The organism is Tepidiforma sp. (genome assembly GCF_034433535.1).
In the GTDB taxonomy this organism is placed as follows: domain Bacteria; phylum Chloroflexota; class Dehalococcoidia; order Tepidiformales; family Tepidiformaceae; genus Tepidiforma.
In genome coordinates this window covers 1-26,984 of record NZ_DAOUAO010000207.1, presented here as the reverse complement: position 1 = coordinate 26,984, position 26,984 = coordinate 1, and the positions used below count along the sequence as shown (strand labels likewise).

The window sequence follows — 26,984 nt, the reverse complement described above, 5'->3', positions numbered from 1 at the left end:
GAAACTCCGCTTCGCCCTTGAGCGCCAGCACTTTCGTGATCGCCGCCGTCAGCGACGTCTTCCCGTGGTCAACGTGCCCAATCGTGCCAACGTTGACGTGCGGCTTCGTCCTCTCAAATTTCGCCTTCGCCATGGGTTACCTGCCCTCCGGGCCGATGAAATACTGGCGGCCTCGGCCGCCAGGAATCCGCACTGGAGCCCTCATCCAGATTCGAACTGGAGACCTCGTTCTTACCAAGAACGCGCTCTGCCTGCTGAGCTATGAGGGCGCTGCACAACCGGCCCGGCATGCCCGGGGCCGACGGCGGAACATGGTTGGTGGAGAGAGTAGGATTCGAACCTACGAAGCGCGAAGCGCGGCAGATTTACAGTCTGCTGCCATTAACCACTCGGCCATCTCTCCATAACGCCCCGGGCGCTTGCACGCCCGGCCATTGTGTTGGAGCCCGAGAGGGGATTCGAACCCCTAACCGTCCGATTACAAATCGGATGCGCTGCCGTTGCGCCACCCGGGCCGGACCGTCCCGGGAACCCCAGCGGATTCCAACACAAAAACGATCCGCCGCAGCGGATCAAGCCCTAAGTATGAACCTGCCCGCGCGCTTTGGCAAGCATCCGCGGTGCACCGCCCCCTTCCCTCTCGCCGCCCGGCGCGGCACCATCGAAGCCGCACGCCCCGCCCTCTTGCAGGAAAAGTATACCGGGCGTAGAACGCCTGTGAGGTCTCCCCATCGGCTCGCTCCTGCCCGCCATCCGCATGTTCCACTACCGCTGGTCGGTCCCGACCGTCGGCCGCATCTCGCGCGACGGCCCGCAGCGCGTCACCGACCTCCAGCAGGCCTTCGGCGCCAGCCGCGATACCCTCGGCGAAACCCTCCGCCGCCTCGAAGCCGCTGGCGTCATCGTCCGCACCCGCACCCCGCGCGGCACGGTCTGCACCCTCACTCCCCTCGGCGAAGCCGTCGGGGCCGCCTGCCTCGCGTGCGTCGATGCTGTCGTGGCGATGAACGTCGTCCCGCTCGCCCTGAAGAAGTGGCCGATGCTCGTCCTGGTGGCCATCGGCCGCGGCGACCGGCGCTACAACCAGATCCGCGCCGAACTGCCCGGCATCACCCCGCGCGCCCTCACACTCGCCCTGAAGGACCTCCAGTCTGCCGGCCTCATCGAGCGCACCATCGAACACTCCTACCCCCCGGTTTCGCTCTACTTCCTCACTCCCCGCGGCGAAGAGCTCTTTCCGGTCATCGACCGTCTCTGCCGGGCCGCTGAGGAGGCCGCCGCGCACGCGTAGCCCCGCAAACACCGGTTCCGCTATCCTCCCCCCGCGATGCGCCGCTACCTCATGGCCACCTTCGCCGCCTGGGCCGTCGGCGCCGCCATCCTCCGCTCCACCCTGCTGGCGCCCCAGCACTGCCCGGCCATCACCGCGGAAGACGCCCGCGCCGCCGCGCTCCTCGCCGCCGACTGGATCGCCGCCAACCAGTACCCCGACGGCAGCTACGTCTACGAGTACAGCATCGACGACGACACCGACCTCCCCGGCTACAACGTCGTCCGGCACGCCGGCGTCACTATGTCGCTCTACCAGCTCGCTGCCGCCGGCGAACCGTCCGCCCTCCGTCCCGCCGACCTCGGCCTCGAATGGATGCTCCGCAACCTGTTCCACCACGATGGCTGGGCCGCCCTCCGCGACCCTGCCGACGGCAGCGTCCGCCTCGGCGCCAGCGCTCTCATGCTCGCCGGCCTCCTCCAGCGCCGCCTCGCCACCGGCGACCCCCGCTACGACGGCCTCGCCCGCGAACTCGCCCGCGGCATGCTCGAGCTCCAGCTCCCCGATGGCGCCTTCCTCAACCGCTGGGACCCCGCTGTGAACGCCCCGGTCCCCGGCGAACGTTCGCGCTACGCCACCGGAGAAGCCTTCTGGGCGCTCACCCTTATGCACCGCATCTTCCCCGGCGAAGGCTGGGACGAGCCCGCCCGCCGGGTCGCGCGCTACCTCGCCGAGGACCGCGACCGCGTCGAAGGCCTCAAGTACCCGCCCTGGGCCGACCAGTGGGCCGCGTACGGCTTCGGCGAGATGGCCGCCTGGGGCATCACTAATTCCGAAGTGGCCTACCTCGAACGCCTGGCCGGCCGCTTCGGCCTCCTCGTCCGCGCCGAGTCCGCACGTCGCGATTCCCGCCGGTCCGAACTCACCCGCGGGCGGCAGGCGAGGGCCGCAGGCGCCGGCACCTGGGGCGAAGGGCTGGCCGGCCTCCGCCAGGCGGCGCTCGCCGACCCCCGTCTCGAACACCTGCTGCCCGCGGTCGACGAACGTCTCGCCTGCATCGCCGGCATCCTCGCCGACCGGCAGGTATCGGCCGCAGAAGCTGACGCAGCGCCCAATCCGGAGCGGGCACGGGGCGCGTGGTTCACCGGGGGCGTCACACGCATGGATGACCAGCAGCATGCCCTCTCCGCCCTCCTCATTGCCAGCCAGATGATCGAATCCAGGAGCCAGCCGTGACCACCTCCCTCGTCATCGTCGCGATCCTCGCGGCCGTCAACCCCTTCGTCGCGGCGAGCGCCGCCGGGCCCCGCGCCGTGCCCCTGCGCGTCGTCCTCTCCGGCACCGCCCTGTCCATCGCTGCCTACAGCCTCATGGCAGCCTTCGCCGGCGAGATCGTCGATTGGCTCGGCGTCGAGCCCGAATCCTTCCGCCTGGCAGCGGGGATCGTCATGGCCGTTTCCGGGGCCGCGACCATCGTCCTCGGCGCCCCTGCACGCTCGGTCGATTGGCACCACCCCCTCGCCGACCTTTTCCCCCTTGGTGTCCCGCTCCTGCTGTCGCCCGCCGGGATGGCTGCGGTCGTGACCACCGCCGCCAGCGAGGGCGCGCCTGGCACCGTGGCAGTCGTCCTCGCTGTCCTGGCAGCCGCCGCGCTGCTTTTGCTCGGCCGCGCTGGCCGGGCGGGCCACGCCATGGATGGTCTCGCGCGCCTCCTTGCCGGCATCCTCGTCGCGATCGGCGTCGCCCTTGGCATCGACGGCATCCGCTCGGTCTGACTCGTCATCGCGCCTGGCAGGCGCTTCCTCCGCAGCATCGCTGCTGCTTCCGCCCGCGCCGCGTACCCCGCCGGCCTTCGCCGCAACGCCTGACCCTCGCTACACTCGGAGGCACAGCTCGTTACCTCACCACCGGAGTACCGCCGATGGCAGGCCATTCGAAGTGGGCCCAGATCAAGCGCCAGAAGGGCGCCAACGACCAGAAGCGCGGCGCCCTCTTCACCAAGCTCACCCGCGAAATCATGCAGGCCGCACGCCAGGGCGGGCCCGACCCGGCTGCCAATTTCAAACTCCGCCTCGCTATCCAGCGCGCCCGCGCGTCCAACATGCCCAACGACAACATCGAGCGCGCCATCCAGAAGGCCACCGGCGGCGCCAGCGAAGATCAGCTCGATGAAATCACCTACGAGGGCTACGGCCCCGGCGGAGTCGCCATCCTCGTCTCGGCCCTGACCGATAACCGCAACCGCACCGTCTCGGAGGTCCGCCACCAGTTCTCCCGCGCCGGCGGCAACCTCGGCGAATCCGGTTCCGTCAGCTGGCAGTTCGAACCCCGCGGCATCATCACCATCCCGACCGAGGGTCGCGACCCCGACGACCTCGCGCTTCAGGCCATCGATGCCGGCGCCGAAGACGTCGAAATCCAGGGCGACGCGATCGAGGTCCGCACCGACCCGGCGTCACTCGAAGCCGTCCGCCGCAACCTCGAGGCCGCCGGCCTGCACGTCGAGAACGCCGACTTCGCGATGATCCCGAAGACCACCATCGAGCTCGACGAGAAGACCGCCCACCAGGTCCTCCGCCTCATCGAAGCGCTCGAAGACCTTGAAGACGTCCAGCGCGTCTACTCCAACGCCGACTTCAGCGACGAGGCGGTTGCAAGCTACGCCGGCTGATTCGCTGCCGGGCTGCTTCATTCGGCCGGGCGCCTACCGCTGCTTCGCGCGCTCCCGCCCCGGCACCGGCGCCACCCTGGTCGTGCATTCGAACACCCGGCCGAAGTGGTAGATGAACGATTCCTGCACCTGCTCGAGCGAGACCTGCCGCCCCACCTCGGCCGCCATCGTCGTCATCTCGACATCCGGCATCCCGCAGGGGTTGATCAGCTCGAAATGCCCCAGGTCCGGGTCGACGTTCAGGGCGATGCCGTGCATCGTCACCCAGCCGCGCACGTTGAGCCCCGCCGAGGCAATCTTCTTGCCCTCCACCCAGACGCCACGCCCCCGCGGCGACCGCTCGCCCCGCAGGCCCCAGTCGGCGAGCACGCCGATCACCGTCTCTTCGAGGCCCGCCAGGTAGTCGGTCACGCCGATGCCCCAGCCCTTGAGCGCGATGATGCCGTAGGCCACCAGCTGCCCGGGCCCGTGGTAGGTGATGTCGCCCCCGCGCTCCGTCTGCACGATGTCAATGCCGTACTGCCGCACGACCTCCTCGCTGACGCGCAGGTTCGGCTGCGGGTGGCTCCGGCCCAGCGTGAAAACCGGCCGGTGCTCCGTGAGCAGCAGCGTATCGACCCCCGAGCCGGCCCGCCGCGCCGCCTGGAGCCGCTGCTGCAGTCGGTGCACCTCCCCATACGAGGTGGTGCCCAGCTGGTACACCGAAACCGAACGGGCACCGTCTCCGGTCATCGCCTGCTGCTCCTCACGCCCAGAGGCGGTAGGGGTTCTCCACCAGCGTACGCACGCGAGCAAGGACACGGCCAGCGTCTCCCTCACCCAGCATCGTGCTTTCGAAGCGCATCGTGATCGTTCCCTCGCCGTTGGCGTCCGCGCCGAGCCCGAACGCCAGCCTCCCGCCTGCCAGCCGGGGCTCGATCCGCTCGATGCCCAGCTGCATCAGCGAAACGACCATCCAGCCGGCCCGCTCGAACGAGGCACCCCCGGCCGCCCGCCCCTGGATGACCTGCCGGAATTCCGACGCCAGCGGCTCCTCCACCGCATATGAGCAGTCGCTCCCGGGTTCGACCACGACCAGGCCCGCCGGCCCCGCGTCCACCCCGTGCTCCGCCAGTGCCCGCGCGATCGCCCGCACGGCGACGTCCTCCACGGTTGGCTTCGGGCCGAAGGGCGCCCACTCCTCGGCCAGTGCCGCAACCGCCTCCCGAGCACGCGACCAGTTCACGCGCGCGCAGGCGCTCAGGACCTCCGCGCTGGCTGCCGCCTCCCGCGCGATCCGGCCGAACCGCTCCACCCGCGGGTCGGCATCTGCCGGGGGTGCATCCGCGACCGTGGCTGGCCCTGCCGGTGGCTCCTCGTTCGGCGCGCGGGCGGCCGTTTCCTCATCCTTCCAGAGCGGCAGGCCCGGGATCTCGCCGCCCGGCTCCGGCAGCGGCTCCGCCCGCTCACCGTCAGGTACATGCCCGCGGGACTCGTCCTCTCCAGCGGCGCGGCGGAACGGCACGACTACCGGGGGTCGTTCACGTTCGGCCTCTACGCCGGCTGCCTCCGCGCGCGATGCCGGGGCAGGCCCAGGCGGCTGTGTGGGCGCCGCTTGCGGCGGGGCAGGCTTCGCGCGTGCCGCCCGTTCGAGCGCCGCCGCCTCAAGCGCCCGCACCGCCTCCTCGGGCGGCATCGGTTCGCCCCGGGCGATCACCAGCCCGAGCACCGCCCCCTTCCGCTCGATGCTGCCCGCCGGCCGGCGGTGCCGCAGCACCCCCGCCGCGCTTGCCTCGATTTCGAACGCGATGAAGTCGCACTCCAGCCGGCACACCGGCTCCCCCTCAGCGACCTCCGCACCGTCGGCGCGGTACCACTCCGCAACCACGCCCCCGACCATCTCGCCGCCGAGGTCCGGCACGCGCACCACTGCAACCATCGTGCTGCTCCGCGGGCAAGATCGCCCACTGCAAATATCGACCCTCCCGGCACCCGCGCGTACGGACCCGCGGCCGGCCGCCCAGACGGCCCCGTAACAGCCCGGTGACCACCGGGTGCAGCCCGCAGACTGGCGCCGCTACTCCGGTCGGTCGCTGGATTCGCCGCCTTCCTCCGGGTTGGCCCCGGTCCGAAGCCCCGGCAACCGCGGCAGCAGGTAGGCAACCGCCACGCCCGCCAGCGCGACCCCGCCCGCCATCGCAAGACCTTCGCGCCCGGCCGCAATGCCCCACCCCAGCGAGACGACCCCCACCGCGGCCAGCGCCCCCGCCGCCGCCCGCCCGCGCAGCAGCGGTCTCACCCGCCCGCAGGCTCCGGTTCCGGCTCCTCCGCGGCCTCGATGGCAGCCCAGTCCTCCTCGCGCAGCGGCTGCAGCTCCCCCTTGCGGTACTGCTCGTAGATGCGGAACAGCACTTCCTTGTGCGGCCGCACCCGCCCAATCGGGCAGGCAGCCCAGTCCTTCTCGGTCTCATCGCAGTACCCGAGGCGAAGCTCGCCGCACTTCGGCTGGAGCATCCGCCCAAGGATGGGGTCGACCCGCATCACCTCCGCCCGCATCAGCGCCGCCACCTTGCGGAACTCCCACTGGGCCCTGGTGCACAGGCGGAGGTCGCAGATGTGCAGCAGCGAGGCGAAGTTCACCGTGATCTTGAAGTTCGTGTTCGTCGCATTCGGCAGCAGGAAGCGCGCATCCTCAGCCGGCACCCCCGCCTCCACCATCGCCTCGTACAACTCCCCGACGCGCTCGAACAGCTCCCGCATCTCGCCTTCCATCCCGGCCTTCCGCACCGTCTCCGGGACGGTGTACGGGAACTCCCCGCGCTTGTACGTCACATACCGCTGGCTCTGCTGCTCGAACGAAATCCCCACCCGGTGGCGCACGAACTGGTGCGAAAACGCCCGGCTCACCCCCGAAATGGCGAACTCGAACCAGACCTGCTCCAGCGGACTCACATGCCCAGTCTTCAACCGCTCCCGGACGAACTCCTCCATCGTCTCACGGGTGATGCGCTCATCCTCGATGCGGCGCGCAACCTGCTGCGGCGTCAGGCTCGAGTAGCAGGTGCGGTAGGCCATGTAGAGCGAGCGGAGCGGGTCCGGGCTGTGCGAAAGCAGCGTCACCTGGATGGCCATGGCGGGGACTCCTTCGGCCGGGGTTCTAGGCGAGCAAGTGTACCGTCGGCGGCCTCTCCGGCTAAGAGCCGCGGTGTCAATCTGAACGCTTTGCAGGGCCTATGTCGCGCGGGCGAAGTCGTCGCTCTCAAGCCGCGAAGTTCAGCTTCAGCCCCTTCGTCGGCCACTGGTCGAACACCCCCAGCCGCCCGGTCGAGCTCAGCGTCACGTAGAGCGAGGTCAGGTTCGGCCCGAAGCAGGCGTTCGTCGTCAGCAGGTCCGGGCACGGGAAGTGCTGCACCTTCGAGCCGTCCGGCGAGAACATCGTCAGCCCGCCGTTGAGGATGGTCGCCACGATCACGTTCCCTTCGGCGTCGACGCACATCGAATCGCAGAACGAATAGCCCCACGGCGGCACACCCGGCACGGTCCCGATGACCCGCCCGTTCGCGACCTGCCCCGGCGCCTGCACGTCGTACGCCCACACCCGCCCGGTCGGGGTTTCGGCCACGTACAGCGTCTTCTCGTCCGGGCTGAGGCCGATGCCGTTTGGCCCCTCCATCGGGAAGATGATCTCGCGGATGAACCTGCCGTCCGGCGAGGCGTAGTACACGCCGGTCCGGTCCTTCTCGCGCGGCCGATTCTTGCCGAGGTCGGTGAAGTAGAAGTTCCCCTCACGGTCGAAGACGAGGTCGTTCGGGCCCTTGAGCGGGATGCCGTTGCACTCGGTGTACAGAGTCGAGACCTCGCCGGCGAGGGTAACCCGCTGGATGGCGCCGCCGCGGTAATCGGCCGGCTGTTCGCCCGGGAAGAGCCCGGTCGAGCCATCCGGCAGTGGCCGCCGGTGCCACTCAAAGCCGCCGTTCTGCGTCACGTAGAGCGCGCCGTCCGGCCCCAGCGCCGCGCCGTTCGGGCCACCGCCCGTCACCGCCAGCACTTCGACCGTCCCATCCGGCTTGACACGGCTGAGCCGCCCTGCCGCAATCTCGGTCACAATGACGTCGCCGTTGGAGAGGGCCACCGGCCCCTCGGGGAATTCCAGCCCGGTCGCGATAATCCGCGGTTCCATCGCTCCTGCCTCCTGCGAACTGCGCGCATCCTACCCGCCCGCCGTGCCCGTGTGCGACCCCCTCCCGGCGGTGCGCGCCTGCCGCCGCTGCCCCCGCGTCGTGCCCGGGTCCGCCGTGCCGCCGCTCGTCCCACCCGGCCGCGCGGCGCGCCTGCTGTTCATCGGCGAAGCGCCCGGCCGCCTCGGCGCCGGCCGAACGGGCGTCCCGTTCCACGGCGATGAAGCCGGCCGCCGCTTCGCGCGCTTCCTCGCAGGCGTGTGCCTTTCGCTCGCCGACGTCGCCGTGACCAACGCCGTCCTCTGCCTGCCCCTCGATGCCCGCGGCCGCAACCGCCCGCCCGGCGCCGGCGAAGTTGCGAACTGTGGCGCCTGGCTTGCGGCCGCCATCGCCGCCGCCGATCCCTCCGTCGTCGTCCCGCTGGGCCGCACCGCCCTCGCCGCCCTGGAGCGGCTCGCACCGCACGGGCTCGCCCTGCGCGAGGCCGTGGCCCGGCACGTCCCCTGGGAGGGACGCTGGCTGTTCCCGCTCTACCACCCTGGCGCGCGTTCGCAGGCAGCCCGCGCCTTCGACCTCCAGCTGGACGACTGGCGCCGGCTGGGGGAGTTCGTGCGCGCCCTCCCGGGAGGGCACTCTTGACGGGCACATCATCGTAATTTTACGATGACGCCACCCTTCAGGAGGTTGCCCCAGTGCCCACCGCCGATGAAATCCGCGCTGCCGTCTCCGCAGCCTACGCCGGCCGTGTCCGCCCCGTCCTCGAGCGCGCCGAGTCCGACGACGTCATCCCGCTGGTTGATGTCGGGTCCTGCTGCGAACCGGCCCCCGCCGCCTCGTCCTGCTGCGGCGAAGCTGCTCCCGCCGCCGACGACCCCGTCATCACCCGCATCGCCGAGCTGTACCGCGACGCCGCCATCGAGGATCTCCCCTCGACCGTGACCGATGTCGCCTTCGGCTGCGGCAACCCCACCGCGATCGCTGCGCTCGAGCCCGGCCAGGTCGTGCTCGACCTCGGCTCCGGCGGCGGCATCGACTGCTTCCTCGCCGCGAAGATGGTCGGCCCCTCGGGCCGCGTCTACGGCGTCGACATGACTCCCGAGATGGTCCGCCTGGCCCGCGCCAACGCCGAAAAGATCGGGGCTGCCAACGTCGAGTTCCGCCTTGGCGAAATCGAGCACCTGCCCATCCCCGACGAGTCGATCGACGTCGTCATCTCGAACTGCGTCATCAATCTCTCCCCGGATAAGGCGCAGGTCTTCCGCGAGGCCTTCCGCGTCCTCAAGCCCGGCGGCCGCCTCCAGGTCTCCGACATCGTCTGGACCCGCCCGGTGCCCGACGAGGTGCGGTCCGACATGGAGAAGTGGGCCGGCTGCATCGCCGGCGCACTCCTCGAGAGCGAGTACCTCGACCACATCCGGGCCGCCGGCTTCGTCGATGTCCAGTCGGTCGCGAGCGAATACCCCGGCGGCAAGGGCATCGCGTCCGCGAACGTCACCGCCCGCAAGCCCGCCCCCGGCGAGGCGGCCGGCTGCTGCGTCTGCTGTTAGGCGTCGCTGCCCCCGCCCCCCGGCGCACAGCAACGGGGCCGCCCAATTTGGGCGGCCCCGCGGTTTTCGCGTTGGTCCCGGCCGGGTCTCAGCCCACCACGCCCCGCTCGCGCAGGGACGCAATCTGCTCGGCGGTGTACCCCAGGCCCGCCAGGATTTCGTCCGTGTGCTGCCCAATGAGCGGCGCCGTCGAACGCGGCATCCCCGGCGTCTCGCTCAGCTTCGGCGCCACGCCGATCTGCTTAACCTTCCCCACCGGCGAATCCAGCTCGACGACCATGCCGCGAGCCAGGTTGTGCTCGTTGGTCACCACATTCTCCATCTCGAGCACCGGCGCCGCGCAGACATCCTCCTGCGAGAGGATGGTCATCCACTCGTCCGCGGTCTTCGTGGCGAAGATGCCGGCGAACCGCTCGATCATCTCCGGCCACTTCGCCTGGTCGAACTGGTGCGGAAGCAGGTCCTCGGTGCCGAGCAGCTTGCACAGGTTCGCCCAGAAGTGCGGCTCGATGCTCCCGATCGAGAACCAGCGACCATCGGCGCAGCGGTAGGTGTTGTAGAACGGCGCCGCGCCGTTGAGCAGGTACTCGCCCGGCCGGATCGGCTGCCCCGTCGAGAAGTAGTGGCTGAAGGCGCTGGTCATCAGCGAAAGCACCCCGTCGCTCATGCCGACGTCGATGTTCTGGCCGCGGCCCGTCTTCTCCCGGGCGATGATCGCCAGGCAGATGGCGAAGGCCGCGGTCAGGCCGCCGCCCGCGAAGTCCGCCAGCAGGTTGACCGGGATCGCCGGCGCCTGCTCCGGCCGCCCGGTCACGCCAAGCGCCCCGCCGATTGCGATGTAGTTGATATCGTGCCCCACCAGGTTGGCGTACGGCCCCGTCTGGCCGAACCCGGAGATCGAGCAGCAGATGATGCGCGGGTTGATCTTCGAGAGCGTGTCATAATCGACGCCGAGCCGCTTCACCACGCCCGGCCGAAACCCCTCGATTACCACATCCGCGTCCTCCACCATCCGGTAAAAAATCTTCCGCGCCTCCTCCTCCTTCAGATTCAGCGCGATCGACTTCTTGCCGCGCCCGAGCGCGTTGAACGCCGCCGCGCGTTCCGCCGCCTCGCTCCGCCGCACCCCGGTGGTACCCAGCTTCGCCGAGGCCCCCGGGACCGCCTCGACGAGCGTCACATCGGCGCCGAAATCCGCCAGCAGCATCGAACAGTGCGGCCCCGGCGCCAGCCGCGAAAGGTCCAGGACTTTGATGCCGTCGAGTGCCATCACCATCTGCGCGCAACTCCTGTAGGGGCGAAATCTGCCCCGGTAGCATGCTGGCGCGCCGCGCCCCGCGCAACCGCTTGCATCCCCCGCCCCGGCACGGTAGACCTCCCCCAGCCCCATCCCGGCAGGAGTCCCGCATGCCCCGTCTCAGCCAGCTCAGCCGTTCCGTCGAAGGCAAGGTCGCGCTCATCACCGGTGCCGGAAGCGGCATGGGCCGCGCCACCGCCATCCTCTTCGCCGACGAAGGTGCCCGCGTAGCCGCCGTCGATGTCAACGCCGAACCGGTCGAAGCGGTCGCCGCCGAGATCCGCGCGGCTGGCGGCATCGCCCGCGCCTGGGCCTGCGACGTCTCCGACCGTGCCGCCGTCGAAGCCCTCATCGAGGCCGTGGTCGCCGAGTTCGGCGGCCTCGATATCCTCGTCAACAACGCCGGGATCTCCGCCGCCGTCCCGTTCGAAGACCCGGCCTACGACGCGGCCTGGGCGCGCACCCTCGCCGTCGACCTCACGGCCATGACCTACACCATCCGCGCCGCCCTGCCGCACCTGCGGCGCTCGAACAGCCCGCGGGTCATCAACATCGCCAGCACCGAGGGCCTCGGCGCCACCCCGGGGCACAGCGCCTATACCGCTGCCAAGCACGGGGTCATCGGCCTCACCCGCTCGCTCGCCCTCGAATTCGGCAAGGAGGGCATCACGGTCAACTGCATCTGCCCCGGGCCGATTCGCACCGGCATGACCGAGACCATCCCCGAGGAGGCCAAGCAGAAGTACGCCCACCAGCGCACCGCCCTTCGCCGCTACGGCCTTCCTGAGGAGGTTGCCCACCTCACCCTCTCGCTGGCGATGCCGGCCGCGTCTTTCGTCACGGGGGTCGCCCTGCCGGTCGATGGCGGTCTCACCATCCGCCGCGCCTGAGGTGGCGCGCCGTTCACGCGTCTCCGAGAACTGCCCGTTATGATGGGGCGGTGAGCGAAGCAACGCAGGAAATCGAATGGCAGTTCTCCGCGCTCGACACGCGCCCCGTCGCCCGCTGGCTCGAATCCGGGGCATTACCCGGCATCAGCGTTGAGCCGGCCGGCACCGCGACCCTCGATGACACCTACTTCGATACCCCCGACTGGCGCATCCACCGCGCCCGCTACACCTGCCGCCTGCGCCGCAAGGACGGCACCGCCGAGCTCACCCTGAAGGCCATGGCCGAGGCCGAGGGCGGCATCCGCTCCCGCCGGGAGATCACCGCGGCCCTCACGGGGCCCGAAGCCGACCCCCTCGCCGCCCCCGGGCGGGCCGGCGACGCCCTGCGCGCCGTTTGCGGCCGCCAGCCGCTGCAGCCGCTCTTCCGGCTGGTCACCACGCGCACCACGTACCACGTCGCCGACGGCGAGGGCCCGCTCGCCGAGGTCGCCCTCGACGAGACCGCCATCCCCCTTGAGGGCGAGGAGCCAGCGCGCCTCACCCGTGTCGAAGTCGAGGTTGCCCCCGGGGCCCTCGACCGCGTGCGGCCCTTCGTCGATGCGATGGTTGCGGCCTGCAGCCTCGGGCCGGCCACCACAGCCAAGTTCGAAGCGGCCCTCGTGGCGACCGGCCTCCGCCCGCCCCCGGCCCCCGACTTCGGCCCCGAGGCGGTCGACCCCTCCATGACCGCCGGCCAGGTGGCCTATGCCGTGCTGCGCAAGCAGTTCCGGGTGTTCCTCGCCAACGAGCCCGGCACCCGGCTCGGCGAAGACATCGAAGCGCTCCACGATATGCGCGTCGCTACCCGCCGCCTGCGCGCCGCGATGGCCGCCTTCCGGCCGTACCTCTCGCCGCGCCTGCTCGCCTTCCGCGACCAGTTCGGCTGGGTGGCCCGTGCCCTCGGCGAGGTCCGCGACCTGGATGTCCAGCTCGAACGTATGGAGGAATGGCGCGCCGGCTTCCCGCCCGAGCGCGCCCACACGCTCGATGCCATCGAAGCGCTCCTCCAGCGCCGCCGCGATGCCGCCCGCCGCCGCATGCTCCAGGCCCTCGATTCGCGCCGCTACGAGCGCCTCTGCGACCGCTTTGCGGCCGCCCTCTGCGCCGGCCCGCCTCGCTCCTTCGCGCCCGGCCGGGTGCCGATCCTCGCTGTCGCCCCCGACCTCGTCGAGCGGCGTTACCGCACGGTCCGCCGCCTCGGCGACCGCATCAAGAAGAGCTCCCCGCCCGATGCCTACCACCTCCTGCGCATCGAGGCGAAGAAGCTGCGCTACGCCCTCGAGTTCGTGGGCAACGGTATCTACGGCCGGCCGGCGCTCGATTTCAGCGCCCGCGTGACCGCGCTCCAGGACGTGCTCGGCCTCCACCAGGACGCCTACGTCGCCATCGAAATGCTCGAAGAGCTTGCCGAGTCGGCCGGGCGCAGGCTCGAGCCCGCCACGCTCATGGCCATGGGCATCCTCGCCGAGCGCTACCGCCAGTCCGCCGCCGAGCTGCGAGCCCGCTTCCCGGCCGTCTACAAGGGCATCACCGGCCCGGAATGGAAGCGGCTGCTCAAGCTCATGGAGGCCCAGCGGCCGGTCCCGGCGCCCGCAGCCGCGTCACCGAAGGCCGCGCCCGCCCGCCGGGGGGATCGCTCCTAGCCCGCGCCGCCTGTATCCTTCCCTCCCGGGCATCCGAACCCACCGCCGCCCGCGCAGACCCGGCCGGGTCGGAAAGCGGAAATCGCCTTTCCCGGGATTCGCCACATGGCAGTGCTCGTCGATAAGAACACCCGTCTGCTCGTGCAGGGCATCGGCACCGAAGGCGCCAACCACATGCGCCGCTCGATCGCCTACGGCACCAACGTGGTTGCCGCCATCCACCCCAAGCGCGGCGGCGAACAGCAGGACGGGGTGCCAATTTTCACCACAGTCGACCAGGCCGTCCGCGAGACCGGCGCCAACGTCAGCATCATCTTCGTCCCGGCACCCGGCGCTGCCGATGCTATCCTCGAGGCCGCCGCGGCGAAGATCCCGCTCATCGTCTGCATTACCGAAGGCATCCCCGTGCTCGACATGGTCCGCGTCAAGGCGGCCCTCCAGACCAGCCAGAGCATCCTGATCGGCCCGAACTGCCCCGGCGTCATCACCCCCGGCACCCGCACCCGCGTCGGTATCATGCCCGGCGATGTCTTCACCCCCGGGCGGGTGGGCGTGGTCTCCCGCTCCGGCACCCTCGTCTACGAAGTGGTGGCCCAGCTCACCGCCGAGGGCATCGGCCAGAGCACCTGCATCGGCGTCGGCGGCGACCCCATCATCGGCACCCGCCAAGCCGAAGCCGTCCGCATGCTCAATGAAGACCCGGATACCGACGCCATCGTCCTCGTTGGCGAAATCGGCGGCTCCGCCGAGCAGGAGGCCGCCGCCTACATCAAAGAGCACGTGAAAAAGCCCGTGGTGGCCTTCATCGCCGGCGCCACCGCGCCTCCCGGCCGCCGCATGGGCCACGCCGGCGCCATCATCTCCGGCGAAGATGGCAAGGCCGAAAACAAAAAGGCCGCCCTTCGCGCGGCCGGCGCCGTCGTCTCCGATTCCCCGGCCGATATCGGCAGCACGATGAAACGCGTCCTCAGCGAGCGTGGCCTGCTCCGCTGAACCCGCGCTGCCGCCCGGCCAGGGCGACCATGTTCCAGCTTTGTTACATTTCGCGGCCCGGCGCCGCCTGAACCGCTCAGGCGGCGCCCGTTGTTGCTAGCATCACGCCCGGAGGGGAAGCTTCCCCGGGGGAGCCGTGATGGCTGTACGTGACGCCTCCACCCCGCGCATCGTCGATTCGCTTCTCGGTGCCGCCGACCGGCTCGAACGCGCCCGCACATCCCGCGCTACCCGCAACGCCATCCGCGATTGCGCGCTCGCCCTCGAGTTCCGCCTCGATACCCTTGCCCGCGAACTCGACCCGGCCCAGTCGTTCGTGGACCCGGCCCTCTACCCTGCCGCCCGGCGCATCGAAGGCGAGCTGCGCGCCCTGCTCATCGAAGCGTGGAAGCTGCTCAAGGGCGGCGATGCCGCGCTGGCCGACCCTCGCCGCATCGCCGAATTCGCCCGCGAAGCCCGCCGCGTCGCCAGCGACGAGGCCGCCTTCGCCTTCTCACAGCTCTCCACGCCCCAGGCGCTCGACTAGGCTCCACCGGCCTTCTCCGCTGCGCCCAGCGATTGCCAGAACGTCAGCCAATTGCCGTCGGGGTCTTCCACCGTAAACTCGGTCTGGCCCCACGGGCGTGCCGCCAGCTCATCGATCACCGGCGCGCCATGTTCGCAAACCCGCCGCCACAGCGCACCGAGGTCGTCCGCCTCGAAATAGACGGCGGTCGGCCCCGCCTGCCCCATTCGCCGCTGAATCGCGGCGTTGTAGGCCGGTGAGTAGAACGGCGCCGGCCGCTCGAGCATCAGGTGTCCATCGCCAAAGGTCAGCGAGACATGCCCGTCATCGGCGCTTCCCTGCCGGACCGTGAACCCGAGCACATCGCGATAGAACCCCAGCGAAGCCGCGAGGTCCACGACCCGCAGCGCCGGGATGGCTCCCCACCCTGGCATGCCCCACCTCCTTACCGTGGTCGCTGAAGTCTAACGCCCTACCGTCCCGATGGCATCTCCCACCTGCCGCCCGCGCCATCGACCGCCACCCAGTACGCCATTCCCTGTTCGAGCACCGTCAGCGTGTTCGCCCCCGGCACCCCGGCGCCGGCGGGGAAGTAGGCCAGCCAGCTCTGCGACGCTGCATCCCAGCCATAGATGGCCGTCACGTTCGCCCCCCGCACCCCGGCCAGTGCCGCGGCGATCGGTGCCTGGTCCGCCCCGGTCCAGGTCACCAGCGTCCAGCGGAAGCCAAGCGGAACGGTGTTCGCAGTCTCCCGCCCGGCTTCGACCACGAAGCCCACCTGCCCGCCGCCATCGCCCGGCGCGAACACCAGCACGCGCAGCGGCCCGGGGATGCTCTGCGAGATGCGCACCCACGCCTGGCACTCGTCGGTCACGCCGTCCAGGAGCGGCGGGAACGCCCGGCGAGGGCTCCCCGCGGCTGCATTCGCGGCGGTCGAAAAGGTGCGCACCCCGACCGCGCTCCGGGCGCCCGGCAGCGGCCCCGAGCTCGTCTCGATGATGACGCCGTCGCCAGCCTCGATGATGAAGTCGGCCGGCATATCGAGGACCGTGTGGAGGCTCACCGCCCCCGCCGGCGGCTGGCAGAACCCGTCCCGGTCGAGTGCGTGGAAAACCACGGTGACGAACTGGCTGCCATCAAGCTGCGGTTCGATGACCACCGAGACCGGGTCGTCGCCTGCGGAGGCGGAGCTCCCGCGGCCAACTCCGGCTCCGGCCAGTACGGCCGCCGTGGCGACAACTGCGAACATCCAGCGAATGACCCTCTGCATGGCCCAGAGTGTACCGCCCGCCGCGCTCACGCTCCCGCTCTTGCGTTGACATCGGAAGCTATCTTCCGCAACATGCCGGGCATGCGCCGAAAACCCGGAGCCCTGCTGCCGCTCGAGCTGGAAATCCTCCAGCTCGCCGCTGACTGCTCCCGGTCCGGCGCCCCCGAGTTCTACGGCTACCAGGCTGCCGCGGCCATCCGCTCCGTGGGCGGTGCCGCGCTCCTCGCCCACGGCACGCTCTACAAGGCGCTTGACCGTCTCCGCAGCCGGGGCCTCCTCGTCGCGTCGTGGGAAGACCCCGCCGCCGCTGAGGCAGAGGGACGACCCCGCCGCCGCCTCTACCGCATCACCGCGGAAGGTCAGCAGGCCCTGGCCGATGCCGCACACACGGCCCTCCCGCCGGCGAGCCAGCGCCTTGACGCCCCGGGGACCGCGCCATGAACGCCTCGTTCGCCCGGGCCGTCGTCCTCGCCTGGGCGCGCTGCTACACGGCGGGCCTGGACGGCGCCGCCCGCGCCGAGCGTCTCGCCGAACTCGAGTCGGACTGCTTCGAGCACCTCCGCGTCACGCCGGGCTTCGCAGGCAGCGCCACCTTGCTGCTTCGGTGCCTCCTCGGCGTGCCTGCCGACCTCTCCTGGCGCCTGGAACAGTCCGCTCCCCGCGGATACCTCCACGCTGCGGCCGTGATCATCGCTCGGCCTGCAGAGCTGCTGCTCCGCCTCGCTGGCGCGGCGCTCGCCGTCGCCCCGCCGCTCCTCGCCGCCTTCTACGTGCTTGTGGCGCTCCTCATCGGGGCTGCTGCGCTCCAGGCCGAGCCCGACCCGCCCTGGTTTCGCATCGTGGCGCCCTGGGCGCTCCTCGCCGCGGCGCTGGTGGTCGCCGGCTGGCGCTACGGTGGCCGCAGGCCGCGAACGGGTGCCCTCATCCTCGCGGCAGGAGCGCTTCCGCTGGGCCTCGCCCTTGTCGCAACCGTGGTGGCGGTTCCCCTCGCACTCGCCGCGACCGGGCAGGCGCTGGTCCGGGTTGTCGTCGCCGGGAGGCCGAGAACAGCCGGGAACGCTTGAAACGGAAGATATCTTCCTGTAAATTCCTCCCGTCAATCTCACGAGGAGGAATTTCATGCGATCGTTCCTGGCATGGCTCGACCCCTTTGCTGCGCCCGCCCATGCTGCCCGTCGGCGCTATCTCTGGTTCGGCGCGATCTCGGGACTTGCAGCCGGCATCACCGCCCGCGTCTGGATGCGCACCGTCACCGAGGACCCGCGCTTTACCATCCCGGGGACGCTCCTCGTGCTCCTGGTGTTCACGGGGATGGGCACCCTCACGGGTCTCGCCCTCTGGTGGCGGCACAGCGGGTCGACGCGGCGCGGTCTCGTTCAGCGCGGGGCGGCGGGGCTCCCCTTCCTCCTGCTGGGGCCGTTCATGCTCTTCTTCCTGCCGTCTTTGCTGGTTCCCATCTCTCGCCTGCGTACCGGATGGCCGCGACTCCTTCGCTGGGCGGCTGCCGGCCTCGGTGCGGGCACGGGCGCGCTCTTCGCCCTGGCGATACTCAACCATCACGGACCCGCCGCTGCCGTGCTCTACCTTGCTCTGCTCGTCGGCTTCGCCATTCCCAACCGCCTCCTCGTCGCCCCGCAACGCAAAACGCCGGCACCCCTGGCGCCGGCGTCGTGAGCGTGGGAGCTGGTGGGCGATACTGGATTCGAACCAGTGACCTCTGCGATGTCAACGCAGCGCTCTAACCATCTGAGCTAACCGCCCACGCTGCTCCACAGCATACTCCCCTCGCCCCCTGCGTGCCAGCCGGCCCGGCCCGCTCGCCCCATGCCCCGCCGCCTTCTACCCTGAAGCTATGCCACGACGCGGTCGCCGCTGGATCGCCCCCGCGGAAGCACAAACGCTGCAGCTCCGCGCCGGGGATATCGTCTTCGGCGGGGCCAGCCTCTCCCACGCGCCCGACGGCCGGGTCGTGTTCCTCTGGTTCGCGGCCCCGGGCGAGCTTGTCGAGGCCGCGGTCGAGCGCGAATACCCCGATTACCTCGAGGCGGTGGTCACCCGCGTCCTCGAACCGTCGCCGGACCGGGTCGAGCCGCGCTGCCCGCTCTTCGGCGAGTGCGGCGGCTGCCAGCTTCAGCACCTCACCTACGAGGCTCAGCTGCGCGCCAAGGAACTCGTGGTCCGCGAACAGCTGCGCCGCATCGGCGGGCTCGATGATGCCGTCGTCCGCCCCATCGTCGGCGCCGAGAACCAGTGGGGCTACCGCAACCACCTCCGCTTCTCCGCCGGCCGCAAGTTCGGCGATGTCGGCTTCATCTCCCGGCGCGGGCACGGCCTGCTCAAGGTCGAATCGTGCCCCATCGCCGACCCCTGGGTGAACGAGATCCTGCCGCAGCTCCAGGGGCACGGCGCCGGCCTCCACCAGGTCCAGGTCCGCCACTCCGCCGCCACGGGGTCGTTCCTGGTGAACCCCGAGGTCCCCGGTGTGCCCTTTCCCACCGGCCAGAAGAGCTACCTCGAACGCCTGGCCGGGCACGACTTCGTCGTCAGCGCCTCCGCCTTCTTCCAGGTCAACGCCGCCCAGGCCGAACAGATGGCCCGGCTCGTCGGTGAAGCCCTGCCGCCGCGGGGACGCCTCCTCGTCGATGCCTTCGCCGGGGTCGGCACCTTCGCCCGCATCTTCGCCGACCGCTTCCACCGGGTGATTGCCATCGAGGAGTCCGACAGCGCCGCGCGGGACGCAAAGGTGAACCTCAAGCCGGTGCCCAACGCCCGCATCCACATCGGCAAGGTCGAACACCTGCTGCCCGCGTTCGAAGACCACCCCGACGCCGTCGTCCTCGACCCCCCGCGCCCCGGCTGCGCCCCGCCCGTGCTCGATGCGCTCGTCCGCTTCCGCCCATCGGTCGTGGTCTACGTCTCCTGCAATCCCGCGACCCTCGCGCGCGACCTTCGCGTCCTGGTCGACGGCGGCTACCGCCTGGACTGGGTCACGCCGCTCGACATGTTCCCCCAGACTGGCCACATCGAATGCGTGAGCCGCCTCGAATGGGCCGGACCGTGAGCCGGAAGGTCGTCCTCGCCTCCGCCTCGCCGCGGCGCCGCGAGCTGCTCGCCGCACTGCTCGATGACGTCATCATCGATGCCGCCGACATCGAGGAACAGCTCGCCGGCGACGCCGTTGATTGCGCCCGCCAGCTCGCCTACGCGAAGGCCCAGGCTGTCGCCGACCGCTTCCCCGATGCGGTGGTCATCGGCTCGGATACCGTCGTCTTTCGCGGCCTCCGGCTCTACGGCAAACCCGCCGACACCGCAGAGGCCGCCGCCATGCTGCGCGAGCTCCGCGGCCGCCCGCACCAGGTGGTCACCGCGGTCGCGGTCGTCGCCCCGGAAGGCTCAGCCATCGACCACGAGGTCTCGGCCGTCCACATCGCGCCCCTGGCTGATGACCAGGTCGAGGCGTACGCCGCCTCCGGCCGCACGCTCGACAAGGCCGGCGGCTACGCCATCCAGCACGACGACGTCCGCCCCGTCGAGCGCCTCGACGGCTGCTACTGCGCGGTGGTCGGCCTCCCCCTCTGGACCCTCTACCGGCTGCTCGACATGTTCGGCTGCAATCCCCGCATGCCGTCCGCAACCTTCGAACGCTGCGGCCGATGTCCCGCCCGGCCCTCGGCCTGAACCCTTGGCAAAAAAATCGGACAGAGTAGACTGACGCTGCTTGCCGGGGAGCCGTTCACCCCCGGGGGAGTACTTGCATGAGCAATCAGCGCTCGCTGTCGCGGGGGAGTGCAGCGGGCGGGGTACGGCCGGTCCGCGTCCTCCTTGTCGATGACCACGCAGTCATCCGCCAGGGCCTTCGCATGCTGCTCGAGTCGGCGCCCGACATCGAAGTCGTGGCCGACTGCGAGAACGGCCGCGAAGCGCTCCAGGCGGTCGAGCGCCTCAGGCCCGACGTCGTCCTGATGGATGTCGTCATGCCCGGGCTCAACGGCATCGAAGCCACCCGCCAGGTTCGCCGCGCCTCCCCTTCGACCCGCGTCGTCATCCTCTCGGGTTTCGTCGATGAGGAGCAGATCACCGGCGCCATCCAGGCCGGCGCCTCCGGGTACCTCGTCAAGAACTCCGACGTCTCCGAGCTCATCCTCGCCATCCAGACCGTCCACCGCGGCAACCAGTACTACTCTGCCGCCCTCTCCGAGGGCTTCGATATCGCCGAGCTCCAGCTCCAGGCCCGCCGCTCCGGGCGGCGCAGCTCGCTCGATACCCTCACACCCCGCGAGCGCGAAGTCCTCCAGCTCATCGCCGAGGGTCACACCAATCAGCAAATCGCCGACCAGCTGGTGGTCAGCGTCAAGACGGTCGAAGCCCACAAGTCGCACATCATGGAGAAGCTCAAGGCCCGCTCCCGCACCGACCTCATTCGCTACGCGCTCAAGCGGGGCATCGTCAAGCTGGAGAGCGTCTCCGAGGCAGAGCGCAGTCTCGCCAACCTCTCCGGCGGCGAAGACGCCCGCGGCCTGGCCTAGCCCCGCGCGAAGTCCAGCGCGCGCCGGTACGCTGCCGCCGCCCGCTCGAAGCTGGGGAACACCGGCACCCCGCGCTCGTGGAACTTCGGCAGGATGCTCGCCACGTACTCCGCCTCATGCGCCGGGTGCAGGACCGCCGCGAACGGCTTCTCCGAGCGCGCGATATGCTGCGCCAGCGTGTCGATGGTCCGCTCGAGCGATTCCGGCTGCTTCTTCCACTGGCGCGCCGCGAACATCGCCGAGAGCTCCATCGCCATCCCATCGACGTTCGGGTCGGCGTCCACGATGCGCAGGATGCGGTCGAGCGTCTCCATGTTGCCCTGGATGGTGCCGGCCATATCGAGCGGGTTCTGGTAGCTGCCCCCAACGATGTTGAAAAACTCGCCCAGCGCCGCGTACGTCGCGTCGCTGAAGCGCGGCACCCGCAGGCCCGCCTTGGCGAACGCGTCCGTCATCGAAACCGATTGCCCGCCCGTTTGCGCCAGCAGCGCCATCCCGTCGCCGCGCGGCCGCTTCGCCCGCAGCAGCATCTTCATCACGTCGATGGTCTCGTCGAGGTTGTTGGTCGTGATCGCCCCGCACTGGCGCATCATGCCGTCCCACACCGCCTGCGGCGCTGCCAGCGACCCCGTGTGCGACATCGTCGCCCGGGCGCCTGCCTCCGTCTGGCCGCCCTTCCAGACCACCACCGGCTTGCGGCGGCACGCCTCCCGCAGTGTTGCGAAGAACCGCCGGCCGTCCCGCACGCCCTCCACGTACATGCCGATGACCTTCGTCTCATCGTCGAGCATCAGGTACTCGAGGTAGTCCGAGACGTCGAGCACGATCGCATTGCCGAACGACGCGCATTTGCTGATGCCCAGCCCGTTCGCCGCTGAAACGAGACTGAACATAATGCCGTGCGTCCCCGACTGGCTCAGGAACCCGATCTCCCCGTCGTCCCCCACCGGAGCGTCCGCGTTGAAGCGCACCCCCGCGCGCGGCAGGTACAGCCCCATGCAGTTCGGCCCGACGAGGTTGAAGTTCGCCTCCCGCGCCATCTGGGCCAGCTGCTCCTGCAGGCGGATGCCGAGCTCCTCCCCCGTCTCCGCGAAGCCGGAGGTGAAGAACGCCGCGCCCCCTGCTCCCGCCGCGATCAGGTCCTTTAGCACATACGGCGAAACCTGCCGCGGCACCGCCACCAGCGCGTAGTCGACCGGTTCCGGGATCTCCAGCACCGAGCGGAAGTTCTGCACCCCCAGCGCCTCGATGCCCGGGATCTCCTTCTCATCCAGCTGCACCGAATAGAGCCGCCCGCCGCGTTCGCGCAGCGGCAGGTTGTTGTGCAGCCACATGTAGCCGGGCCCCTTGTCGCCGATCACCGCGACGACCTTCGGGTTCATCATCCGGTCGAGCCGGTGCCCTCGAACCGCCATCCTGCTACCCTCCGGGCGGCCTCGCGGCCGTGCTGGTCAGTTCTCGCTCACCACGATGCGCGCATCGACCGCCAGCGCGCCGTCCGGGTAGGCAACCACCGGGTTCAGGTCGAGCTCCCGTACTTCCGGGTGCTGCTGCACGAACTCCGAAACCTTCAGGATGGTCTGCTTCAGCGCTGCGATATCCGCAGGCGGCTGCCCGCGCACCCCCGAGAGCACCGGCCGGCCCTTGATCTCGTCGATCATCGCCTGGGCGTCCTTCTCCTCAAGCGGCACCAGCCGGAAGGAGACATCCTTCAGCACTTCGACCATGATCCCGCCGAGCCCGAACATCAGCACCGGCCCGAACTGCGGGTCCGTCGTCATGCCCACGATGACCTCGGTGCCCTGCGGCGCCATGTGCTGAACGGCGACGCCCGCGATGCGCGCGCCCGGCACGGCCTTCTTCGCGTTCTCGATGATCTCGTCGAACGCTTGCCCCACGGCCTCCCGGTCGCGAAGGTTCAGCTTCACGCCCCCCACATCCGACTTGTGCGCGATATCGGGCGAAACGATCTTCAGCACCACCGGGTAGCCCGCCCGGTCGGCCGCGTCCTGGGCCTCCTCCCGGGTTCGCGCCAGCGTCGTCATCGCCACCGGGATGCCGGCCTCCGCCAGGACCGACTTGGCCTCCACTTCCGTCAGCAGGGTGCGCCCCTCGGCGCGCGCCTGCGCAAGGACCGATTCGAAACTCATGCGTGCCTCGCCTGTTGTTGGTTCGTTGTGGCCGGATTGTACGGGAACACCCCCATGCATCCCACCGGCCGGCAGGGTACAGTCCCCTCCGCTGGAGGTCCTGCATGCATGAACCCTTCGACGTCATCGTCGTCGGCGCCGGCTCAGCAGGTGCGGTCATCGCCGCCCGCGCAAGCGAAGACCCGCGCCGCTCCGTCCTGCTCATTGAGGCCGGCCCCGATTACCCCGACCTCGCCGCCCTCCCCTGGGACCTCGTCAACAGCCACAACAACTCCTACACCGCCCACGACTGGGGCCTCAGCTACCAGCCCACCGCCTCGGGTGCCAGCCGACCGTTCCCGCGCGGCCGGGTGACCGGCGGCTCCAGCGCGGTCAACACCACCATCGCCCTCCGCGGCATGCCCGAGGATTACGACGCCTGGGCTGCCGCCGGCAACCCCGAATGGGCCTGGGAGCGCGTTCTCCCGGCGTTCTGCCGTCTCGAGCGCGACCTCGATTTTGGCGAACGCCCCTACCACGGCGATGCCGGGCCGATCACCATCCGCCGCTACACCGCCGACGAGCTGACCGACGTGCATCGCGCCTGGCTCGAAACCGCCGACCTCCTCGGCTACCCCCGCTGCGAGGACGCCAACGACCCGGCGGGCTGGGGCGCCGGCCCCCACCCGATGAACAAGGTCGGCAGGCTGCGCATCTCCACCGCGGTCGGCTACCTCGCCCCCGCACGGGCGCGCCCGAACCTCCGCATCCTCCCGCGCACCCTCGTGCGGCGCGTCGTCTTCGAAGGCCGGCGCGCCGTCGGTGTCGAGGTCGAAGGCGACGGCCTGGTCGACCCCATTCGCGGCCGCCTGGTCGTGCTCTCTGCCGGCGCGATCCATTCGCCCGCCATCCTCACCCGCTCCGGCATCGCCCCCGCGGCCGAGCTGCGCCGGCTCGGGATCGACCCGCTCATCGATGCTCCCGGCCTCGGCACCCGCCTGAGCGACCACCCCGCCCTTGCCGTGGTCGCCACGGTGAGAGACCCGTCCATCCTCGACCCCGACCAGCCCATCGTCCAGACCATCCTGCGCTATACCGCGCCCGATAGCCCGCACCGCAACGACCTCCAGGTCGAGGCGTTCTCCTTTTCGCCCCGCGGCGGCCCGCTCGATGCCTTCGCCGTCGCGGCTGTGCTCGAACAGGTCAACGGCACCGGGCGCCTCTGGCTTCCCTCGGCCGACCCGCACGCCCGGCCGCAGATTGAAAACCGCTTCTGCGAGGACCCGGAAGACCGCCGGCGGCTCGCGGCCTGCTTCCGCGACGCCCTCGCCTTCGTCACCACCGGTCCGCTCGCCGCGCTCGTCGACCGCGTCATCTTCCCGGACCTCTCCCGCGACCTCTCCGACGAGGTCATCGAGCGCCTCATCCTCAGGCTGGCCGCCAGCGGCTACCACCCCTGCGCCACCGCGCCCATGGGCCCTGCCGGGGACCCGAACGCCGTGGTCGACCAGTATGGCCGCGTCCACGGCGCCGAGTCCCTCGTGGTCGCGGATGCCTCCATCATGCCGACTGTGCCCCGCGCCAACACCAATCTCACCACCATCATGATTGGCGAGATGGTCGGCGAGTGGCTGCGCACCCGCCCGGAGCTGTACGGGCTCTAGGAGCCGCCCGCCGGCCGGAAGTACGGCAGCGTCACCTCGTCGGTGACGTCGTCGAACACCACCTCGAGCGGCATGCCGATGCGCAGCGCATCCGGGTCCACCTCCACCAGCCGGCTCGTCATCCGCGGGCCCTCTTCCAGCTCCACCACGGCGATGACGAACGGCACATCGGCCTCGAAATCCGGCGAAGTGGGCCGCCGGGCGACGGTGTACGTGTAGAGCGTCCCGCGGCCCGAGGCTTCGACCCACTCGAGGCGGTTGGAGAGGCACTTCGGGCAGTGCGAGCGGGCGTAAAAGAACACGTGGCCGCGGTCGCAGCGCTGGATGAGCAGCCGGTGCTGGCGGGTGCCCTCCCAGAACGGCTGCGTAACCGGCGTCGGCACCGGGAGCGGTTCGATTCCCGTGCGGTACTTCGGCATCGCGTCACTCCCCCCGCAGGATCAGCGAGACCTGCTCGCTCATCAGGCCGCCGTTCCCGTGCACGAAGACGGTGTCGCACTTCCGCAGCTGCCGATCGCCGGCCCTGCCGGTGAGCTGCAGGTACGCCTCGGTGATGTGCGACATGCCGCCGGCCATTCCGGCCTGCCCGAAGCTGAGCTGGCCGCCGTGCGTGTTCACCGGGAAATCGCCCCGGTACGTCAGGTCGTGCTCCTCCACGAACTTCCCGGCCTCGCCCTTGCCGCAGAAGCCGGCATCTTCGAGCGTCAGGAGCACCGTAATCGTGTAGCAGTCATACAGCGAAGCGAGGTCGATTTCCGAGCGCTTCACGCCCGCCATGGCGAACGCGCGGTCCGCCGCGGCTTTGATCGGGGTATCCGTGAAGCTCGGGTCGTAGGTCACCGAGAGGTGGGTGGTGTTTTCGCCCCCGCCGATGATGTAGGCCGGCCGATGCCGCGCCGACCGCGCCTTCTCGCGCGAGGTCACCACCACCGCCGCCCCGCCGAAGCACGGCATCACGATCTCGAGCATGTGCAGCGGGTCGACGATCACCGGCGAGTTCAGCACGTCGTCGATGTCGATCGGGTCGCGGAACACCGCTTTCGGGTTCATCGTCGCGTTGGTCCGTTGATCCACCGCCACCTTCGCCCGCTGGGCATCGGTCAGCCCATACTCATAGGCGTACCGGTTCGCGATCATCGCGTAGGCGTAGTTCTGGCCCACGGCCCCGAACGGGTAATCGAACTCGCCCATCGGTGAGCCCCAGGCGCCCATGCGGAAGGTCGGCCCGCCGCCGCGCGGGTTCTTCGGCCGCGGCAGCGTGTGCACAATGCAGAGCGCCGTTTCGCACAGCCCCATTTCGATCGCCATCGCCGCCCGCAGCACCGCCCCCGCGCCGGTCGCCCCGCCCAGGTCGACCACCTCGGAGAAGTGCGAGGCGATGCCCAGGTACTCGGTCAGGTGACCCGGGGCGAACAGCCCGCCCGAATCGGCCAGGTGGCCCGTCAGCAGCGCATCCACGTCATCGTGCTCGAAGCCGGCATCCTCGAGCGCCAGCCGCGCCAGCTCGGCGTACGCCTCCAGCCCCATCCACGTCCGGTCGGGGCGGCGCACCGGCGCGAACTCGGCCATACCCACGATGGCCGCGTTGCCGCGCAATCCAGCCATGCGTCCCTCCTTCGCAAGATGGAGGCATCCTAGCCGGCCCGTTTGCCTCGCGCGAACGATCCGGGAGGCGTTCCGACCACATCCGGGCGTGAAAACGGCCCCGGGACGGGGCCGTCAGAGAAGTACTGGAGGCGCCAGCCGGATTCGAACCGGCGGTGAAGGTTTTGCAGACCTCTGCCTTACCACTTGGCCATGGCGCCGGTCGAGCGCGGATGAGTGGTGCCCAGGGTGAGATTTGAACTCACACGCCGAAAACGGCACTGCCCCCTCAAGACAGCGTGTCTGCCATTCCACCACCTGGGCGACGCGCCAATCGTACGAACCCTCCCGGGCCTGCGGCAAGCGCATGAGGGCCGGCTACCGGGAGAACGTGGCAGGGGTGGCAGGACTCGAACCCGCGACACTCGGATTTGGAGGCCGATGCTCTACCAACTGAGCTACACCCCTGCTCAGCCCATATCCTACCAAAGCCGGCCCAATGCGGAATCCCCCATCCCCGCCTTCCTACGCCGCCGGCAGGTGCGCCGAGAGCGAGCCGCACACCGGGCAGCGCGGCACCCGCGTCACCCGCGGACTTTCGCCAAAGTGGAACCACGCCCCGCAGCGGTCGCACTCCAGCCGCCGAAACATCTTCCCCTCCGCCGATTTCTGCGCCCACCCCGGCCGAACCAGCCAGCGTTCGTCCACCGTCATTCCCTCCTGTCATCACTATCGGCAGCCCGCGGCGCCGCCTGCATCCCCGCGCCCCCTCCGACGCAACCCCGCCCCCGCCTATACT

31 protein-coding genes and 7 tRNA genes are annotated in these 26,984 nt (G+C 70.3%); 17 read left to right on the top strand and 21 right to left on the bottom strand.

Going from position 1 to position 26,984, the window contains the following annotated elements:
- From VAE46_RS10950 to VAE46_RS10935, 4 genes are all read right to left on the bottom strand, one after another.
- The coding region (locus tag VAE46_RS10950; protein ID WP_322796972.1) for a GTP-binding protein at positions 1–133 on the bottom strand (133 nt) is incomplete at its 3' end.
- 60 nt (positions 134–193) lie between these two features.
- A tRNA-Thr gene (locus VAE46_RS10945) sits at positions 194–269 on the bottom strand.
- Positions 270–316: 47 nt separating this feature from the next.
- A tRNA-Tyr gene (locus VAE46_RS10940) sits at positions 317–403 on the bottom strand.
- A 37-nt stretch (positions 404–440) separates the two neighbouring features.
- Positions 441–515, bottom strand: a tRNA-Thr gene (locus VAE46_RS10935).
- Between the two features lie 242 nt (positions 516–757).
- Between VAE46_RS10935 and VAE46_RS10930 the strand changes: the two genes are divergently transcribed.
- From VAE46_RS10930 to VAE46_RS10915, 4 genes are all read left to right on the top strand, one after another.
- Positions 758–1,291, top strand: coding sequence for a winged helix-turn-helix transcriptional regulator (locus VAE46_RS10930; RefSeq protein ID WP_322796971.1), 534 nt, complete (start codon positions 758–760; stop codon positions 1,289–1,291).
- A gap of 36 nt (positions 1,292–1,327) precedes the next feature.
- Entirely contained in the window at positions 1,328–2,506 is a 1,179-nt protein-coding gene (locus VAE46_RS10925) for a hypothetical protein (protein WP_322796970.1), read from the top strand.
- Entirely contained in the window at positions 2,503–3,045 is a 543-nt protein-coding gene (locus tag VAE46_RS10920) for a hypothetical protein (protein ID WP_322796969.1), read from the top strand. Before VAE46_RS10925 ends, VAE46_RS10920 begins: the two co-directional genes overlap by 4 nt.
- Before the next feature lie 146 nt (positions 3,046–3,191).
- Positions 3,192–3,941: a YebC/PmpR family DNA-binding transcriptional regulator gene (locus tag VAE46_RS10915; RefSeq protein ID WP_322796968.1), complete on the top strand. Its 750-nt coding sequence runs from the start codon at positions 3,192–3,194 to the stop codon at positions 3,939–3,941.
- Positions 3,942–3,974: 33 nt separating this feature from the next.
- On the opposite strand, the gene lipB is transcribed toward VAE46_RS10915, so the two are convergent.
- From lipB to VAE46_RS10890, 5 genes are all read right to left on the bottom strand, one after another.
- A complete protein-coding gene (lipB, locus tag VAE46_RS10910; protein ID WP_322796967.1) occupies positions 3,975–4,673 on the bottom strand; it encodes a lipoyl(octanoyl) transferase LipB in 699 nt (232 codons plus the stop codon).
- A gap of 13 nt (positions 4,674–4,686) precedes the next feature.
- Positions 4,687–5,859: a biotin/lipoyl-containing protein gene (locus VAE46_RS10905; RefSeq protein WP_322796966.1), complete on the bottom strand. Its 1,173-nt coding sequence runs from the start codon at positions 5,857–5,859 to the stop codon at positions 4,687–4,689.
- A 138-nt stretch (positions 5,860–5,997) separates the two neighbouring features.
- Positions 5,998–6,219: a hypothetical protein gene (locus VAE46_RS10900; RefSeq protein ID WP_322796965.1), complete on the bottom strand. Its 222-nt coding sequence runs from the start codon at positions 6,217–6,219 to the stop codon at positions 5,998–6,000.
- Positions 6,216–7,052 carry an FAD-dependent thymidylate synthase gene (gene thyX, locus VAE46_RS10895; protein ID WP_322796964.1) on the bottom strand — a complete coding sequence of 279 codons (837 nt, stop codon included), beginning with the start codon at positions 7,050–7,052 and terminating at the stop codon, positions 6,216–6,218. Before thyX ends, VAE46_RS10900 begins: the two co-directional genes overlap by 4 nt.
- A 127-nt stretch (positions 7,053–7,179) precedes the next feature.
- Positions 7,180–8,100: an SMP-30/gluconolactonase/LRE family protein gene (locus VAE46_RS10890; protein ID WP_322796963.1), complete on the bottom strand. Its 921-nt coding sequence runs from the start codon at positions 8,098–8,100 to the stop codon at positions 7,180–7,182.
- A 43-nt stretch (positions 8,101–8,143) separates the two neighbouring features.
- On the opposite strand from VAE46_RS10890, the gene VAE46_RS10885 reads away from it, so the two are divergent.
- Complete coding sequence (locus VAE46_RS10885; RefSeq protein ID WP_322796962.1) at positions 8,144–8,737, top strand: uracil-DNA glycosylase family protein; 594 nt, start codon at positions 8,144–8,146, stop codon at positions 8,735–8,737.
- 53 nt (positions 8,738–8,790) lie between these two features.
- Entirely contained in the window at positions 8,791–9,645 is an 855-nt protein-coding gene (arsM, locus tag VAE46_RS10880; RefSeq protein ID WP_322796961.1) for an arsenite methyltransferase, read from the top strand.
- 88 nt (positions 9,646–9,733) lie between these two features.
- On the opposite strand, the gene VAE46_RS10875 is transcribed toward arsM, so the two are convergent.
- Complete coding sequence (locus tag VAE46_RS10875) at positions 9,734–10,921, bottom strand: CaiB/BaiF CoA-transferase family protein (RefSeq protein ID WP_322796960.1); 1,188 nt, start codon at positions 10,919–10,921, stop codon at positions 9,734–9,736.
- A gap of 131 nt (positions 10,922–11,052) precedes the next feature.
- Between VAE46_RS10875 and VAE46_RS10870 the strand changes: the two genes are divergently transcribed.
- From VAE46_RS10870 to VAE46_RS10855, 4 genes are all read left to right on the top strand, one after another.
- Positions 11,053–11,832 carry an SDR family NAD(P)-dependent oxidoreductase gene (locus VAE46_RS10870; protein ID WP_322796959.1) on the top strand — a complete coding sequence of 260 codons (780 nt, stop codon included), beginning with the start codon at positions 11,053–11,055 and terminating at the stop codon, positions 11,830–11,832.
- A gap of 50 nt (positions 11,833–11,882) precedes the next feature.
- A complete protein-coding gene (locus tag VAE46_RS10865) occupies positions 11,883–13,514 on the top strand; it encodes a CHAD domain-containing protein (RefSeq protein WP_322796958.1) in 1,632 nt (543 codons plus the stop codon).
- 105 nt (positions 13,515–13,619) lie between these two features.
- Complete coding sequence (sucD, locus tag VAE46_RS10860) at positions 13,620–14,507, top strand: succinate--CoA ligase subunit alpha (RefSeq protein WP_322796957.1); 888 nt, start codon at positions 13,620–13,622, stop codon at positions 14,505–14,507.
- A gap of 139 nt (positions 14,508–14,646) precedes the next feature.
- Positions 14,647–15,033 carry a hypothetical protein gene (locus VAE46_RS10855; protein WP_322796956.1) on the top strand — a complete coding sequence of 129 codons (387 nt, stop codon included), beginning with the start codon at positions 14,647–14,649 and terminating at the stop codon, positions 15,031–15,033.
- Here VAE46_RS10855 and VAE46_RS10850 read toward each other — a convergent pair.
- On the bottom strand, positions 15,030–15,446 hold the full coding sequence (locus VAE46_RS10850; RefSeq protein WP_322796955.1) for a VOC family protein: 417 nt from the start codon (positions 15,444–15,446) through the stop codon (positions 15,030–15,032). The genes VAE46_RS10855 and VAE46_RS10850 overlap by 4 nt on opposite strands.
- Positions 15,447–15,484: 38 nt before the next feature.
- A complete protein-coding gene (locus VAE46_RS10845; protein WP_322796954.1) occupies positions 15,485–16,282 on the bottom strand; it encodes a hypothetical protein in 798 nt (265 codons plus the stop codon).
- A gap of 81 nt (positions 16,283–16,363) precedes the next feature.
- On the opposite strand from VAE46_RS10845, the gene VAE46_RS10840 reads away from it, so the two are divergent.
- From VAE46_RS10840 to VAE46_RS10830, 3 genes are read left to right on the top strand one after another with little or no spacing between them, the layout of a single operon-like run.
- On the top strand, positions 16,364–16,723 hold the full coding sequence (locus VAE46_RS10840) for a PadR family transcriptional regulator (protein WP_322796953.1): 360 nt from the start codon (positions 16,364–16,366) through the stop codon (positions 16,721–16,723).
- Entirely contained in the window at positions 16,720–17,346 is a 627-nt protein-coding gene (locus VAE46_RS10835; RefSeq protein WP_322796952.1) for a hypothetical protein, read from the top strand. The genes VAE46_RS10840 and VAE46_RS10835 overlap by 4 nt, the downstream gene beginning before the upstream one ends.
- Before the next feature lie 55 nt (positions 17,347–17,401).
- Positions 17,402–17,956, top strand: a complete 555-nt coding sequence (locus tag VAE46_RS10830) for a hypothetical protein (RefSeq protein WP_322796951.1) — start codon at positions 17,402–17,404, stop codon at positions 17,954–17,956.
- A 10-nt stretch (positions 17,957–17,966) separates the two neighbouring features.
- Here VAE46_RS10830 and VAE46_RS10825 read toward each other — a convergent pair.
- A tRNA-Val gene (locus VAE46_RS10825) sits at positions 17,967–18,043 on the bottom strand.
- Positions 18,044–18,134: 91 nt separating this feature from the next.
- Between VAE46_RS10825 and VAE46_RS10820 the strand changes: the two genes are divergently transcribed.
- The 3 genes from VAE46_RS10820 (at position 18,135) to VAE46_RS10810 (ending at position 20,808) form a co-directional block, all read left to right on the top strand.
- Positions 18,135–19,343: a class I SAM-dependent RNA methyltransferase gene (locus VAE46_RS10820; RefSeq protein ID WP_322796950.1), complete on the top strand. Its 1,209-nt coding sequence runs from the start codon at positions 18,135–18,137 to the stop codon at positions 19,341–19,343.
- The gene (locus VAE46_RS10815) at positions 19,340–19,960 is read left to right on the top strand and encodes a Maf family protein (RefSeq protein ID WP_322796949.1); all 621 of its coding nucleotides are present in this window, start codon (positions 19,340–19,342) and stop codon (positions 19,958–19,960) included. The genes VAE46_RS10820 and VAE46_RS10815 overlap by 4 nt, the downstream gene beginning before the upstream one ends.
- Positions 19,961–20,037: 77 nt before the next feature.
- A complete protein-coding gene (locus VAE46_RS10810; protein ID WP_322796948.1) occupies positions 20,038–20,808 on the top strand; it encodes a response regulator transcription factor in 771 nt (256 codons plus the stop codon).
- Here VAE46_RS10810 and VAE46_RS10805 read toward each other — a convergent pair.
- Entirely contained in the window at positions 20,805–22,223 is a 1,419-nt protein-coding gene (locus VAE46_RS10805; protein ID WP_322796947.1) for a CoA-binding protein, read from the bottom strand. The genes VAE46_RS10810 and VAE46_RS10805 overlap by 4 nt on opposite strands.
- A gap of 36 nt (positions 22,224–22,259) precedes the next feature.
- Positions 22,260–22,958: an acetate--CoA ligase family protein gene (locus VAE46_RS10800; RefSeq protein ID WP_322796946.1), complete on the bottom strand. Its 699-nt coding sequence runs from the start codon at positions 22,956–22,958 to the stop codon at positions 22,260–22,262.
- A 104-nt stretch (positions 22,959–23,062) separates the two neighbouring features.
- Here VAE46_RS10800 and VAE46_RS10795 point away from each other — a divergent pair, with 104 nt between their 5' ends.
- Complete coding sequence (locus VAE46_RS10795) at positions 23,063–24,601, top strand: GMC family oxidoreductase (RefSeq protein ID WP_322796945.1); 1,539 nt, start codon at positions 23,063–23,065, stop codon at positions 24,599–24,601.
- Here VAE46_RS10795 and VAE46_RS10790 read toward each other — a convergent pair.
- From VAE46_RS10790 to VAE46_RS10765, 6 genes are all read right to left on the bottom strand, one after another.
- Positions 24,598–25,020: a Zn-ribbon domain-containing OB-fold protein gene (locus tag VAE46_RS10790; RefSeq protein ID WP_322796944.1), complete on the bottom strand. Its 423-nt coding sequence runs from the start codon at positions 25,018–25,020 to the stop codon at positions 24,598–24,600. The genes VAE46_RS10795 and VAE46_RS10790 overlap by 4 nt on opposite strands.
- Before the next feature lie 4 nt (positions 25,021–25,024).
- Positions 25,025–26,206 carry a thiolase family protein gene (locus tag VAE46_RS10785; RefSeq protein WP_322796943.1) on the bottom strand — a complete coding sequence of 394 codons (1,182 nt, stop codon included), beginning with the start codon at positions 26,204–26,206 and terminating at the stop codon, positions 25,025–25,027.
- Between the two features lie 126 nt (positions 26,207–26,332).
- A tRNA-Cys gene (locus tag VAE46_RS10780) sits at positions 26,333–26,406 on the bottom strand.
- 17 nt (positions 26,407–26,423) lie between these two features.
- Positions 26,424–26,509: transfer RNA gene (locus tag VAE46_RS10775), tRNA-Leu, on the bottom strand.
- Between the two features lie 68 nt (positions 26,510–26,577).
- Positions 26,578–26,653 (bottom strand) — tRNA-Trp (locus tag VAE46_RS10770).
- Between the two features lie 57 nt (positions 26,654–26,710).
- Positions 26,711–26,893 (bottom strand): hypothetical protein, encoded by a 183-nt coding sequence (locus tag VAE46_RS10765; RefSeq protein WP_322796942.1) that lies wholly within the window; start codon positions 26,891–26,893, stop codon positions 26,711–26,713.
- Between the last annotated feature and the right edge of the window lie 91 nt (positions 26,894–26,984).